Source organism: Neoroseomonas lacus, assembly GCF_014644535.1.
GTDB lineage: Bacteria > Pseudomonadota > Alphaproteobacteria > Acetobacterales > Acetobacteraceae > Neoroseomonas > Neoroseomonas lacus.
This window is the reverse complement of sequence record NZ_BMKW01000015.1, coordinates 123,925-138,322: the sequence shown is the minus strand read 5'-3', so window position 1 is coordinate 138,322 and position 14,398 is coordinate 123,925. Positions and strand designations below refer to the sequence as shown.

Annotated in this window: 8 protein-coding genes; 6 read left to right on the top strand and 2 right to left on the bottom strand. The window is 69.3% G+C overall.

Going from position 1 to position 14,398, the window contains the following annotated elements:
- Positions 1 to 33 precede the first annotated feature (33 nt).
- The 5 genes from IEY36_RS25540 to IEY36_RS25520 all read left to right on the top strand — a co-directional run bounded on the left by IEY36_RS25540 (position 34) and on the right by IEY36_RS25520 (position 11,849).
- Positions 34 to 2,175, top strand: coding sequence for a peptidase domain-containing ABC transporter (locus IEY36_RS25540; protein ID WP_188972239.1), 2,142 nt, complete (start codon positions 34 to 36; stop codon positions 2,173 to 2,175).
- A complete protein-coding gene (locus IEY36_RS25535) occupies positions 2,172 to 3,536 on the top strand; it encodes an HlyD family type I secretion periplasmic adaptor subunit (RefSeq protein ID WP_188972238.1) in 1,365 nt (454 codons plus the stop codon). Before IEY36_RS25540 ends, IEY36_RS25535 begins: the two co-directional genes overlap by 4 nt.
- Before the next feature lie 174 nt (positions 3,537 to 3,710).
- Positions 3,711 to 8,060, top strand: coding sequence for a beta strand repeat-containing protein (locus IEY36_RS25530; RefSeq protein WP_188972237.1), 4,350 nt, complete (start codon positions 3,711 to 3,713; stop codon positions 8,058 to 8,060).
- 49 nt (positions 8,061 to 8,109) lie between these two features.
- Positions 8,110 to 10,080: an O-linked N-acetylglucosamine transferase, SPINDLY family protein gene (locus IEY36_RS25525; protein ID WP_229681571.1), complete on the top strand. Its 1,971-nt coding sequence runs from the start codon at positions 8,110 to 8,112 to the stop codon at positions 10,078 to 10,080.
- Between the two features lie 2 nt (positions 10,081 to 10,082).
- Positions 10,083 to 11,849 carry an O-linked N-acetylglucosamine transferase, SPINDLY family protein gene (locus IEY36_RS25520; protein ID WP_188972235.1) on the top strand — a complete coding sequence of 589 codons (1,767 nt, stop codon included), beginning with the start codon at positions 10,083 to 10,085 and terminating at the stop codon, positions 11,847 to 11,849.
- A gap of 61 nt (positions 11,850 to 11,910) precedes the next feature.
- Here IEY36_RS25520 and IEY36_RS25515 read toward each other — a convergent pair whose 3' ends face one another.
- Positions 11,911 to 12,519 carry a class I SAM-dependent methyltransferase gene (locus IEY36_RS25515; protein WP_188972233.1) on the bottom strand — a complete coding sequence of 203 codons (609 nt, stop codon included), beginning with the start codon at positions 12,517 to 12,519 and terminating at the stop codon, positions 11,911 to 11,913.
- 12 nt (positions 12,520 to 12,531) lie between these two features.
- On the bottom strand, positions 12,532 to 13,401 hold the full coding sequence (locus IEY36_RS25510; protein ID WP_188972231.1) for an FkbM family methyltransferase: 870 nt from the start codon (positions 13,399 to 13,401) through the stop codon (positions 12,532 to 12,534).
- Between the two features lie 136 nt (positions 13,402 to 13,537).
- Between IEY36_RS25510 and IEY36_RS25505 the strand changes: the two genes are divergently transcribed.
- Entirely contained in the window at positions 13,538 to 14,398 is an 861-nt protein-coding gene (locus IEY36_RS25505) for an isocitrate lyase/PEP mutase family protein (RefSeq protein ID WP_188972229.1), read from the top strand.

The window sequence follows — 14,398 nt, the reverse complement described above, 5'->3', positions numbered from 1 at the left end:
GCCTAGCATCATGGCGGATCCGGGCCGGACAGGATGTTGGCACCAGAATTTTCAGCGCTGCGGTGCCTGTTCCTCCTCGCCATGCACCACGGCTTGCACATGGCGCCGGAGGAATTGCCGACCGCGCAGGGCCCGGCCCTGCTGCCGGCTGTGCTCGACGCCCTGCGTCGGCTCGGACTGAAGGCGCGCGCGCTGACCGGGCGCGGCTGGGACACGGCGGCGGGGCTCGGCAGTGCCTATCCGGCATTGGCGGTGCGGCGCGACGGGTCCTGGGTGGTGCTGGTGCACGTCATTCCGGGACCGGATGGCGCGCCGGCCGCCGCGGTGCTCGACCCGGCGACCGAGGGCGAGGGCGTACGGGTCATCCCGCGCGAGCAGTTCATGGCGGAATGGTCGGGCACGCTGGTGCTGTGCCGCCGGCGCGCGAGCGGGGTGGCGGAGGCCGACCGGCCCTTCGGCCTGTCCTGGTTCCTGCCGGAGATCATCCAGCATCGCCGCTTCTTCGCCGGCATCGCGGTCGCCGCCCTGCTGTCGAACCTGATCGGCTTCGCCATCCCGCTTCTGTTCCAGGTGCTGATCGACAAGGTGGTGCCGCACCAGGCGTGGCAGACGCTGACGGTCGTGGTCGGCATCTTTGTCATGTTGGCGGTGTTCGACGGCTTCTTCGCCTATGCGCGACAACGATTGATGCTGTTGGCGACGAACAAGGTGGATGCGCAGCTCGGGTCGCGCACCTTCTCGCATCTGTTGTCGCTGCCGCTGGCCTTCTTCGAGACCCATGCCGCCGGCGTGCTGGTGCGGCACATGCAGCAGACCGAGAAGCTGCGGCATTTCCTCACCGGGCGGCTGTTCCAGACCCTGCTGGATGCCGCGCTGCTGCCGGTGCTGCTGGTGCTGCTCGCGGTCTATTCGGGTGTGCTGACGCTGGTGGTGCTGGGGTTTTCGGCGGCGATCGCGGCGGTGATCGGGGCCATGGTACCGGCGTTCCGGCGGCGGTTGAACACGCTGTATGCCGCCGAGGGGGCGCGCCAGGCGCATCTGGTCGAGACGCTGCACAATATGCGCGCGGTGAAGTCGCTGGTACTGGAACCGGTGCGCCGGCGCGCCTGGGACGGGCAGGTGGCGACGGCGGTGCGGGCGCATGCCGAGGTCGGACGCATCTCGGCCGCCGGCAGCGTGACCACCGGGGTGCTGGAACGGCTGATGCAGATCAGCGTGCTTGGGCTCGGCACCATCCAGGTGTTCGAAGGGCATTTGACGATCGGCGCGCTGGTCGCCTTCACCATGCTCTCGGGGCGCGTCACCGGGCCGCTGGTGCAGATCGTGACTTTGATCAATGAATACCAGGAAGCCGCGCTGTCGGTGCGCATGCTCGGCACGGTGATGAACACGCCGGCGGAGGCACGGTCGGGCCAGCGGCTGACGCGGCCGCCGATCACCGGAGCGCTGCGCTTCGAGGGCGTGACCTTCCGCTATCCGGGCTCGGTGACGCCGGCGCTCGACCGCGTCTCCTTCACGGCCGAACAGGGGCAGGTGATCGGCGTGGTGGGGCGGTCGGGCTCGGGAAAGACCACCGTCACGCGGTTGATCCAGGGCATCCACGCGCCGCAGGAAGGGCTGATCCGCTTCGGCGAGGCGGATATCCGCACCATCGACCTCGAGCATCTGCGGCGGCATGTCGGCGTGGTGTTGCAGGAGAACCTGCTGTTCCGCGGCACGCTGCACGACAATATCGCGGCCGCCCGCCCCGATGCCGCGCTGCCGGCGGTGATCGAGGCCGCGAGGCTGGCCGGCGCGCTGGAATTCATCGAGCGGCTGCCGCATGGCTTCGACACCATGGTCGAGGAAGGGGCGAGCAATTTCTCCGGCGGCCAGCGGCAGCGCATCGCCATCGCCCGCGCGCTGATCACCCGGCCGCCGCTGCTGATCCTCGACGAAGCGACCAGCGCGCTCGACCCGGACAGCGAGGCGATCATCCAGGCCAACCTGCATGAGATCGCGCGCGGTCGGACGATGATCATCGTCTCGCACCGGCTGTCCTCGCTGGTCACCTCGGATGCCATCCTGGTGCTGGAACAGGGCCGGGTGATGGATTGCGCGCCGCATGCGGTGCTGCTGGAGCGCTGCGACGTCTATCGCCACTTGTGGCAGCAGCAGACGCAGCACATGCGATGACCCCGCGCCACCGCCGCCTGGCGCGCCGCCGCGCGCCGCCCGCCGCACCGCGCCTGAGTGCCGAGGCCGTCCCGTTCCAGGACCCGCTGGAGGCGCTGATCGCGGAACCGCCGCCGCGCCTCCTGCGAGGGCTGCATTGGCTGGTCGCGGCGCTGTTCGTCGGGCTGATCGGGCTTGCCGCCATCGCGCGGGTGGATGTGGTGATTGCCGGCCAGGGACGGTTGGCGCCCGATGCGCCGCCGATCGTGCTGCAGCCGATGGAACGCGCGGTGATCCGCGAGATCCGCGTCCGGCCGGGCGATGTGGTGCGGCGGGGGCAGGTGCTGGCGCTGCTCGACCCGTCCTTCGCCGAGGCCGACCGCGCGGCGCTCGCCGCCCAGCAACGCGGGCTGCTGGCGCAGCGTGGGCGGATCGAGGCGGAACTCGCCGGCCAGCCGCCGCCGCCGGCGGCGGATCGCGACAGCACCCTGCAGGCCGGGCTGCACGCCCAGCGCCAGGCCTTCCTGGCGGCGCGCCTCGCCGGGTTGGACGAGGAAATGCGCAGCCAGGAGGCGGCGATCCGCACCCTGGAGGAAGCCGACGCCGCGCTGGCCGAACAGGTATTGATCGCGCGCGATGTGGAGGGGCTGCGGGCGCGGTTGCTGGAAGGCCAGGTCGGTTCGCGGCTTGCCTTGCTGGAGGCGCGCACGCGGCGCATCGCCGCCGAGCAGCAGCGTGAGCAGGATCGCGGCCGGTTGGCCGGGTTGCGTCATGCGCTGGCGCAGAAGCGCGCCGAGCGGCAGGGCTTCCTCGATGACTGGCGGCGGCTGCTGATCGAGGACCTCGCCCGGCTGCGGAGCGAGCTGGACCGGGTCGGGGAATCGCTCGCCAAGGCGACGCGGCTGGCCGAGCTGACGGTGATGACGGCGCCGGCCGACGGCACGGTGCTGGAGGTGGCGCGCCGTTCCGCCGGCTCCGTGTTGCGGGAAGCCGAGCCACTGGTCAGCCTGGTGCCCGCGGGCACGCCGCTGATCGCCGAGATCGCGCTGCGGTCGGCCGATACCGGCCAGGCGCGGGCCGGCGACCCGGTGGTGGTGAAGGTCGATGCCTTTCCGTTCCAGCGGCATGGCGGGTTGGGCGGCACGCTGCGCGCCATCGCGCAGGATTCCCAGCAGCCGCGCGCGGAAGGCGAGCCCCCCGGCGCCCATCATCGCGCCCAGGTGACGCTCGATGGCGCTGGTCTCATGCATCTGCCCGATGGCATGCGGCCGCTGCCCGGCATGACGGTGACGGCGGAAATCCATGTCGGGACGCGCAGCGTGCTCGCCTATCTGCTGCTGCCGCTGATCCGCGGCATGCAGGAGAGCCTGCGCGAACCCTGAGGCCGACCGGCGCCTTTCCGGGCCGCCGTTTACGGTCGGGAAACGGTGTGCCCCGCATGGTGAGGAAGACACCGGGGCGACAAGACGTCCAGGCCGGGGGTCGACGTCGCTGCCCAAAACCAAGGGCGGCCGCCGCTGTCCATCACGGACGCCGGCTTGCTCGGAGTGTGCGCGATGGCCACCATTTCTTCCCTGAACACGACGCAGATTCAGGGTCTGACCACGACGACGATTGCCGGGCTCACCACATCCGACATCATCGGCCTCGCGACGACGCAGATCGTGGCGCTGACGACGACGCAGGTCGCCGTGTTGAAGGCGACGCAGATCGCTGCACTGAAGGTGACGCAGGTCGCGGCGCTCGAGACGACCGACCTCGCGGTATTGAACACGACGCAGATCCGGGCGCTGACCGGCAGCCAGGTCGGCGCCCTGACCACGACCCAGGTCGGCGCCCTGACGACGACGCAAGTCGGCGCGCTGCTCGGTACCCAGGTCCTGGGCCTCGAGACCTCGGACATCGCGGCGCTGACGACGACGCAGGTCGGTGCGTTGTCCACCACGCAGATCGCCGCGCTGACCACGACGCAGGCGCGGGCGCTCGAGACCACCGACCTCGCGGTGCTCACAACCACCCAGATCCGTGGCCTGTCCTCGGCGCAGGTCGCCGCGCTGAACACCACCCAGGTCGGCGCGCTCACCACCACCCAGGTCGGCGCCCTGACCAACACCCAGATCGCCGGGCTCAACTCCACCCAGGTCGGGGTCTTGACCACGACGCAGCTCGGCGCGTTGACCTCGACGCAGATGGGCGCGCTCTCCGCGGCGCAGCTGCGCGGCCTCAACACCACCGACATCGCCGCGCTGACCACCACCCAGTTCGCCGGGCTGGGCAGCACGCAGATCTTCTCGCTGACCACGACGCAGATCCGCGCGCTCGAGACGACCGATGTCGCCACGCTGACGACCACGCAACTGCTTGGCCTGTCCACCGCGCAGGTTGATGCGCTGACCACGACGCAAGTCGGCGCGCTGACGACGACGCAGGTTGCCGGCCTGGTCGCGCGCGTGGTCGCGGCGCTGAACACCACCGATGTCGTGGCGCTCAGCACCACCCAGGTCGGCGCGCTGTCCAGCACCCAGGTCGCCGCGTTCACCACGGCGCAGGTCCGGGCGTTGGAGACGACCGACCTCGCCGTGCTGACCACGACGCAGATCCGCGGCCTCGGCGCGTCCAAGCTCGCCGCGTTGTCGACCACGCAGGTCGCGGCGCTGACCACGACACAGGTGGCCTCGCTCGCCACGTCGCAGCTCATCGGGCTGGCCACGACACAGATCGGCGTCCTCACCACGACGCAGATCGGTGCGCTGACCACGACGCAGATCACGGCCTTGACCGCGGCGCAGATTCGCGGGCTCAACACCACCGATATCGCCGCGCTGACTACCACCCAGGTGGGTGGCCTGAACACGACGCAGATGGCCGCGCTGACCACCACCCAGATCGGCGGGTTCGAGACCACCGACCTCGCGGTGTTGAATACGACGCAGATCCGCGGCATCGCGGCATCGGGCATAGGCGCGCTGACCACCACCCAGGTGGCCGCGCTGACCACGACACAGGTGGCCGCCCTGAGCACGGCGCAGGTGGCCGGCCTTGAAAGCACCGACATCGCGGCGCTGAGCACGACACAGATTGGCGCGCTGACCAGCACGCAGGCCGCTGCCTTGTCCACCACCCAGATGCGGGGGCTTGAGACCACCGACCTGGCGGTGCTGACCACGACACAGCTGCACGGGCTCGCCGCGACGCAGCTTGGCGCCCTGACCACGACGCAGGTGGCGGCACTGACCACCACGCAGCTCGGCTCCCTGGCCACGACGCAGATCATCGGCTTCAGCTCGACGCAGATCGGCGGCCTGACCACCACTCAGTTGGGTGCGCTGGCCTCCAGCCAGATCCGAGCGCTGAGAACGGCGCAGCTGGCCGGCCTCACCACCACGGATATCGTCGCGCTGACGACGACGCAGGTTGGCGGCCTGTCCGCGACGCAGCTGGGTGGGCTGTCCACCACGCAGATGGCGGCGCTCGAGACCACCGACTTGGTGACCCTGACGACGACGCAGCTGCTGGGGCTGACCGCCTCCCAGGTGGCCGGCCTGAGCACGACGCAGGTCGCCGCGCTGACCACCACGCAGGTCGCGGGCCTGTCCGTCACCCGCGTCGCCGCGCTCGAAAGTACTGATGTGGCGGCGCTGAGCACGACACAGATCGGCGCGCTGTCGAGCACCCAGCTTGCGGCGTTGACCACCACCCAGCTGCGCGGCATGGAGACGACCGACATCGCCGTGCTGACCACAACGCAGATCCGCGGCCTGACCTCGGCCCAGCTCGGCGGGCTGACCACCACCCAGGTCGGCGCGCTGACCACGACGCAGGTTGCCGCGCTCGCCACCTCGCAGATCGTCGGGCTGACCACCACCCAGGTCGCTGGCCTGACGACAACGCAGATCGGCGCGCTGACCAGCACTCAGGTCGGCGGGCTTACAGCGGCACAGGTGCGTGGGCTCAACACCACGGATATCGCCGCGCTCTCGACCACCCAAGTGGGCGGACTGACCTCGACGCAGGTGGCTGCGCTGACCACCACCCAGTTGGTCGGGCTTGAGACGACCGACCTCGCCGTGCTGACCACGACGCAGATCCGTGGCCTGGCCAGCAGCCAGGTGAGCGGCCTGAACACCACGCAGGTCGGTGCGCTCACCACCACGCAGGTGGCGGCCCTGACCTCGACACAGCTCGGTGGGCTGACCACGACGCAGGTGGCGGCCCTGACCACGACGCAGCTCGGCGCGATCGGCACCACGAGCCTTGGCGGGCTCGCGGCCGACCGGGTCGGGGCCTTGACCACGACGCAGGTCGCCGCGCTGACCACCACTCAGGTCGCGGGGCTGCGGGTCACGCAGGTCATCGGACTTGAGACCTCCGACATCGCGGCGCTGACCACCACCCAGGTTGGCGCGCTGAGCACCACGCAACTCGTCGTGCTGAGCACGACGCAGCTGCGAGGGTTGGAGACCACCGACCTCGCCGTGCTGACCACGACGCAGGTTCGCGGCCTCACGGCGCCGCAGCTCGGCAGCCTGACGACGACGCAGGTGGGCGCGCTGACCACCACCCAGGTTGCCGCGCTGACCACGACGCAGATCACGGGCCTGACCTCGACGCAGGTCTCGGCGCTGACCACGACCATGCTGGGGGCGCTGTTCTCGACACAGGTGGCCGGATTGTCGACGGCCCAGCTGCGCGGGCTCGACACCACCGATGTCGCCGGGCTGACCACCACCCAGGTCGCCGGCCTCGGCAGTGCGCAGATCGCCGGTCTGGCCTCCACCCAGGTAACGGCGCTGGAGACGACCGATCTCGTCACGTTGACCACGACGCAGCTGCGCGGCCTCTCCACGACGCAGGTCGCGGCGTTGAGCACCACGCAGGTCGGGGTGCTGACGACGACGCAGCTCGGGGGTCTTGCCTCCACCCAGGTCGCGGCCCTCAGCACGACGCAGGTGGGTGCCTTGACCACCACGCAAGTCGCGGCGCTCGGGACGACGCAGTTCCGCGGGCTGACCTCGGCCCAGGTCGCGGCGCTGACCACGACGCAGATCGGCGCCCTGACCACGACACAGATCGCCACGCTGACGCTGACGCAGGTGCTCGGCATCGAGACAACCGACCTCGCCGCCTTGAGCACGACGCAGGTCGGCGGGCTGACGCGGACGGCGATCGGTGGGCTCAATACCACCCAGGTCCGCGCGATGGAGACGACCGACCTCGCCGTGCTGAACACGACGCAGATCGGCGGGCTGACGGGCAGCCTGTTGGGCGCGCTGACCACGACGCAGGTGGGGGCGTTGACCACGACGCAGATCGCGGCGCTGACCAGCATCCAGGTTGGTGGCCTGACCACCACCCAACTCGGCATCCTGACCACGACGCAGGTCGGCGGGCTCGGCACGACACAGGTGCGCGCGCTCAGCTCGTCACAGGTGGCGGCACTGACCACGACGCAGGTCGGCGTGCTGACCACGACGCAGATCGGCGCGATGGGTGTGACGCAGGTACGTGGCATCGAATCGACCGACATCGCCGTGCTGAACACGACGCAGATCGGCGCGCTGACCTCGACGCAGATCGCCGCGCTGACCGAGACCCAGGTCGCGGCGCTGACCACCACCGGCATCGGCGTATTGACGACGACGCAGGAGGCCGGCCTCGGGTCGAGCCAGATCGGCGCGCTCACCACCACGCAGATCACGGCACTGACGACGACCGGGGTCGTCGCGCTGACCACGACGCAGGTGGCCGGGCTGACGACCGCGCAGATCGCCGCCTTCACGACCACGCAGGTTGGCGCGCTGGAGACCAGCGACATCGCCGCCCTGACCGATGTCCAGGTGGCCGGCTTCACCACCACCCAGATCGGCGCCATGACCACGGCACAGGCCAACGCGCTGTTTGCCTGAGTGCGGGGCCCGGTTCGGCCCCGCGGAGACCACGAAGGGAGATGACGGCATGGCCAAAATGGGCATCGCCGAACTGGTTGGCAGCGCGCAGGCCCTGGCGGGCTCGGGCCAGGGGGCGTTGGCGGCGGAACTCTATCGCGACTGGGCGGCGCAGAACCCGGATGACGGGCTGCTCCATGCGGTGCATTTCAATCGCGGCGTGCTGCTCGCCGATGCCGGCGACCTGCATGGCGCCGTCGAGGCTTTCAGCGCGGCCATCGCGCGGCGGCCGGATTTCCTGCCGCCCTACATCAATCTCGGTGCCGCCTGCGAACGGTTGGGCGCGAAGGTCCAAGCCTATGGGCATTGGGCGCATGTTTCGACCAGCCTCGGTGGCGTCAGTGGCGAGACCGTCGCCTACAAGGCCAGCGCGCTGAAGCAGATGGCGCAGGTGCTGGAGGGCGGGCGGCAGCTGGCACAGGCGGAGGACGCGCTGCGCCAGGTGGCCGAGCTGACGCCCTGGCAACGGGATGTGGTGCAACACTGGATCAGCCTGCGGCAGCGGCAATGCCAGTGGCCGTTGTTGACTTCGGTCGCCGGGCACGACCGCGCGGCGCTGCTGCGGCGGATCGCGCCACTGAGCATGGCCTGCTTCGCTGATGATCCGTGGCTGCAGCTCGCCGTCGCCGCGGCACATATGCGCGAGGATGTCGGCCCGCCCGCCAGCTTCCACACCGAGGCGGATTTTCGCGAGCGCCGCGCCGAGATCCCCGGTCGGCGGCTGCGCATCGGCTACCTTTCCTCCGACCTGCGCGAACATGCGATCGGCTCGCTGATGGCGGAGATGTTCGGGCTGCATGACCGCGGCACGCTCGAGGTCTTCGCCTATTACTGCGGCATCCCGCAGGAGGACGCGACCAAGGCGCGCATCCGCGACAGCGTCGAGCATTGGCGCGACATCGCAGCACTTGATGACACGGCGGCGGAGGCCGTGATCCTGGCCGATGGCGTCGACATCCTCGTCGATGTGAACGGGCATACGCGCAGCGCACGGTCGCGGCTGCTGACGCGCCGGCCGGCGCCGATCATCGTCAACTGGCTCGGCTATCCGGGCAGCATGGGCAGTGCCTGCCACCACTACATCATCGCTGATCCGCATATCGTGCCGGCGGGCAGCGAGGGTTTCTATTCCGAGACGGTCGTCCGCCTATCCTGCTACCAGCCTAATGACCGGCATCGGCCGACGCGCGCCGCGACAAGCCGCGCCGAGCATGGCCTGCCCGAGGACGCGACGGTGTTCTGTTCCTTCAACGGCACGCAGAAGGTCACGCCCTTCGTCTTCGCACGATGGATGGCGATATTGCGCGACGTGCCGGACAGCGTGCTCTGGCTGCTGAAATCCTGCGACGAGGTGGAGGACCGGCTGCGTGCCCGCGCGGCGGAAGCGGGCATCGCGCCCGAGCGCCTGGTCTTCGCGCCGATCATGGGCGGGCATGACCATCTTGCGCGCTATCCGCTGGCCGACTTGTTCCTCGATACCTTTCCGTATGGCGCGCATACCACCGCATCGGATTCATTGTGGATGGGCGTGCCGGTGCTGACCGTGCCCGGGCGCGGCTTCGCCGGTCGGGTTTGCGCCAGTCTGGTCCATGCGGCGGGATTGCCGGAATTCGTCTGCAACTCGGCCGAAGAGTATGTCGCCCGCGCCATCGCCTTCGGGCGCGACCGTGCCGCGCTGGCGCCTTATCGGGACCGCCTGGTCGCCGCGCGCGGCACCGCGTTGCTGTTCGACACGCCGCGCCTGGTGCGGGAGTTGGAGACGTTGTTCCACGGCATGTGGGCGGACTTCGCCGCGGGAAGGCTGCCGCGGCCGAATCTGGTGAATCTCGACACCTATCTCGAGCTTGGGGCGACGATGGATCACGAGACGGCGGAGACGTCCTTCGTGCCCGACTACAGCGAGCGTTGGCGCGCGGCGATGGCGCGGCGCGATGCCTATGCGGCTTTGGCGCCGGATTCACGGCTGCAGGGGGGACGTTGACCATGGCCCCGCTTGACGCCGTATCGCCCATCACCCTGGTGGGGCTGCCGCTGGAAGCGTTGATGCCGGGGCTGGAGTCGCTGCCGCCCAGCCAGGCCATCGCGGCGTACCAAGCCTGGCTGGCGGCGAATCCTGTCTCGCCGCAGCGTTTCGCCGCGTGGTTCAATCTCGGCGCGCTGCTGAGCGGCACCGGCGAGCGTGCGACGGCGATGATCGCCTATCGGCAGGCGCTCGCGCTGAAGCCGGATCTGCACCAGGCCACGGTCAATCTGGGGCTGGCGCTCGAAGCGGAAGGGCGGCTGGAAGAAGCGCTCGCCTTGTGGCGCGACGCGGTACAGCCGGATGCGGCGCGCACCGCCTTGCTGAATCACCGCGGCCGGTTGCTCGAATCCCGCAAGGACTACGCAGCGGCCGAACAGGTACTGCATGCCAGCCTGCTGACCTACCCGCGACAGCCCGATGTCATCCAGCATTGGGCGCATCTGCGGCAGAAGGCCTGCCTGTGGCCGCTGCATCGCGATGGCATTCCCGGCCTGAGCGCCGAGTCGTTGGCTTTGCAGGGCGGCCCGTTGGGCGCCTTGGCGTTGACCGATGACCCCGCCCTGCAACGCCGCATCGGCGAGGCCTGGATCACCCGGAAGGTGGCGCCGGCGCCCGAACGCCTGGCGCCGGCGCCAGGCTACGCACATGACCGTATCCGGGTGGGCTATCTCTCCTCGGATTTCTGCCGCCATGCAATGGGATTTCTGATCGTCGAGCTGCTGGAACGCCATGACCGTTCGCAGTTCGAGGTGTTCGGCTATTGCTCCACGCCGGAGGATGGCAGCGATCTGCGCCGGCGCATAATCTCCGCGCTCGACCATCACGTCCCGGTCGGCCATCTGTCGGAGGAGGCGGCGGCGCGCCGCATCCGCGCCGATGAGATCGACATCCTGATCGACCTGAACGGGTTGACCGCGGGGGCGCGGCTCGGTGCGCTGCGCTGGAAGCCGGCGCCGGTGCAGGTGACCTATCTCGGCTATGTCGGGCCGGTGCCATTGCCGGAGCTCGATTGGATGATTTGCGACGCGGTCACGGTGCCGTGCGACAAGGCCGCGCATTACGCGCCGCGGCCACTGCCGATCGATGGGTGCTACCAGGCCAATGACGGGCGCACCCAGGCGCTGCCGGTGGTGTCGCGCGCGACGGAAGGCCTGCCCGAGGATGCCTTCCTGCTGTGCTGCTTCAACAACTTCTACAAGATCACGCCCGATGTCTTCGCCGCCTGGATGGCGATCCTGCACGCCGCGCCGCGCGCCCTGCTGTGGCTGACCGAGGACAATGCGACGGGCATCGCCAATCTGCGCCAGCAGGCCATGGCGGCCGGCATCGCCGCCGAGCGGCTCGTCTTCGCGTCACGCTGCGATCCGCAACACTATCTGGCGCGGCTCGGCATCGCGGATCTGTTTCTCGATACCTTCCCCTACAATGCGGGGACTGTAGCCTCAGACGCGCTGCGCATGGGGCTGCCGATCGTCACCCTCGCCGGTCGCGCCTTCGCCTCGCGCATGGCGGCTAGCCTGCTGACAGCCGTCGGCACCACGGACGGCATTGCGACGACGCTCGAGGCGTATGTGGCGAAGGCCATTGCGCTCGCGACGAATCCGGCACGGCATGCGGCGGCGCGGGTGGCTTTGGCCGGTGACGCCTGGGCGCGCAGTCTTGGGGATGCGGCCGGGTTCGCGGCGCGGATGGAAGCGGCCTATCGGCGGATCCGTCTGCGCCCGTGACACGAGGGTCGAGGGGCGCCGCCCGTTGAACTCCCCGGCAGGAAACGAAGGTTACTGCACCTTAGCCCGATTTAGACGAAATCGATGGGGCAGGTGCGGCGAAGGCGGTCGCCCACAAGGCGAAGGCATCATCCCGCACGACACGGACGATGCCGAAGCCGGCGTGGCGCAACGCCGCCTCGAGCGTGCGGGCAGTGAAGCCTGTCCGGTGGGCCATGAAGTGGTTGCCCGCGGCGATCGCGGCACCATGGCCGAACAGCATGTCGAGCGGCGCGATCGGCCCGGCCGGTGAGATATAGGCCGGCAGGTCCAGCCCATCCTGCGCCACCAGTTCCGCCGCGCGCTGCAGGTCCGGCACCGTGACCAGCGCGAAGCCCTCCGGTCGCAGCACGCGACGGAATTCGGCCAGTGCCAGCGGCACTTCATGCGCGAACAGATGTTCCAGGTTATGCGCTGACCACACGGCATCGACGCTGCCGCTGTCGACCGCCGCCATGTCGGTGATGGTCGCCACGATATCGGGCGTGACGCCCGGGTCGATGTCGAGCCTCACCTCCCGCCATACCCCTGGCGCGAAGAAGGCAGACGGTAGCTTGCGCGGGTCGGCCATGCCGCAGCCGACATGCAGGACGGTGCGCTGGGTGGTCGGGGCTTCGGCGAGAAGGGTCATCACATGTCTCCGTCAGGCCGCCTGCGGCAGCGGGGCCTGCAGGCCCGAGAAATAGGCATCGGCACGCGCCGCACCGCTGCGCCGGTCGTGCTCGGCAACCAGACGGAAGGCGATGTCATAGGCGCCATAGGCATCGTGCAGGATGGCGGCCATCGCCATCAGATGATTGTCGGTCAGCACATCGAGCCGCGTCAGGTCGCGCATAAACACCGCATCGGCCCAGACCAGCTGCCCGAGCCCGGCATAGGGGTCGTTGTTGACCATCATCGGCTGCACCGCGCGGGTCACCTCGGGGAAGAAGCGATGCAGCACGAAGCCATGGCCGCGCAGGAACAGCTCCATTTCGCTGAACAGCGGCTGGCCCTTGTACAACGGCAGGAACTCGACCTCGGCCTGGATCACCAGCGCATCGCACAGACGTTGCCCGGCATGGCGCAGCACCATCAGCTCGGCGCCCTGGATGTCGAGCTTCAGCAGCGCGGCACCCATTGTCTCCGGCACATCGTCCAGCCGCACAGTCTCGACCGTCTCCGTCGCCAGGACGCGGCCCCATTCGGGGAAGCCGTGGAACAGTGCGAGCACCGCCGGGTCGGGTTCGAGCAGCGACGTCATGCCCGGTGCCTGGCAGATATGCAGCAAGTGCTGCCCACCATCACCCACCGCATGCGGAAAATAGCGTTCGAGTGGACCTTTGCGCGCTTCGAGCACGGCCAGCGCGGCTCGGTTGGGCTCGAAGCCGACTACCTCGGCATCGCCGGCGCGCAGCATGCCGGCATAGGGCGGTTCGGAATCGATCGGGTTTGCCCCGATGTCGATGACCTTCACGCGCGGCGCGGCGCCGCCGGTGAGGGTCCGGAAGGATGGTGCCGTGGCGTCGGCCATGCGGGGCTGCCTCCTGCAGCATGAACCCGCGCAGCCTCACAAATATCGGTTACCCAACCGTTCACGACGAAGAACGTTCTTCCAAAGTGGCCAAAACCGAAGAATTGTATCATCAAGGGAAACTCCAGGAACAAAAATGACCACTGCCGATGGACTTCGCGCCCGCCTTGCCGCGGGTGGGATCCTGTCTGCCCCCGGGGCACCGGACGCGCTGGCAGCGCGCCTTGTCGAGCGCGCCGGGTTCGAGGCCATCTACATGACCGGGTTCGGGGCCACTGCCTCCCGCCTCGGGCGGCCCGATATCGGCCTGCTGACCCAGACCGAGATGACGACCCATGCTCGCGACATGGTGCGCGCCGTCTCGATCCCGATCATCGCCGATGCGGATACCGGCTATGGCGGCCCCGCCAATATCGTTCGCACCATGGAGGAATACGCCCAGGCCGGCGTCGCCGCGATCCACCTGGAGGACCAGGTGGCGCCGAAGCGCTGCGGACAGCTCGCCGGCATCCGCCTGATCCAGGCCGATGAAGCCGTGCGCCGCCTGAAATGCGCCATTGCCGCGCGGCCGCGGGGTGGGCCGCTGGTGATCGGCCGCACCGACGCCATGCCGGCGGTCGGCCCCGAGGAAGCGGTCGAGCGCGCCCTGATGTACCAAGATGCCGGCGTGGACCTTGTCTTCGTTGATGGCATCAAGCGGATATCGGAGGTCGAGATCGTCGCGCGCCGCGTTCCCGGCCCGAAGGTGGTCAGCATCGTCGACGGCAACGAAACCACCGCGCTCACGGCGACGGTTCTGGAGGAGATGGGCTTCACCGTCGTGCTCTACGCCGTCTCGCTACTCTTCTCGGCATCGCGGGCGATGGCGCGCACCCTAGCGCTGCTCAAGCGCGACGGGACGCCGGCCGGCGCCTCCGGTGCGATGATGAGCTATGGCGAGTTCAACGCCCTGGTGGACCTGCCGCGCTTCCAGGCGCTGGACGAGACCTTCGGCTGA

Coding starts and splice junctions, on each gene's coding strand:
- IEY36_RS25515 (WP_188972233.1), bottom strand. CDS start 12,519: ATGACCCTTCTCGCCGAAGCCCCGACCACCCAGCGCACCGTCCTGCAT.
- IEY36_RS25540 (WP_188972239.1), top strand. CDS start 34: ATGTTGGCACCAGAATTTTCAGCGCTGCGGTGCCTGTTCCTCCTCGCC.
- IEY36_RS25525 (WP_229681571.1), top strand. CDS start 8,110: ATGGCCAAAATGGGCATCGCCGAACTGGTTGGCAGCGCGCAGGCCCTG.
- IEY36_RS25510 (WP_188972231.1), bottom strand. CDS start 13,401: ATGGCCGACGCCACGGCACCATCCTTCCGGACCCTCACCGGCGGCGCC.
- IEY36_RS25505 (WP_188972229.1), top strand. CDS start 13,538: ATGACCACTGCCGATGGACTTCGCGCCCGCCTTGCCGCGGGTGGGATC.
- IEY36_RS25520 (WP_188972235.1), top strand. CDS start 10,083: ATGGCCCCGCTTGACGCCGTATCGCCCATCACCCTGGTGGGGCTGCCG.
- IEY36_RS25535 (WP_188972238.1), top strand. CDS start 2,172: ATGACCCCGCGCCACCGCCGCCTGGCGCGCCGCCGCGCGCCGCCCGCC.
- IEY36_RS25530 (WP_188972237.1), top strand. CDS start 3,711: ATGGCCACCATTTCTTCCCTGAACACGACGCAGATTCAGGGTCTGACC.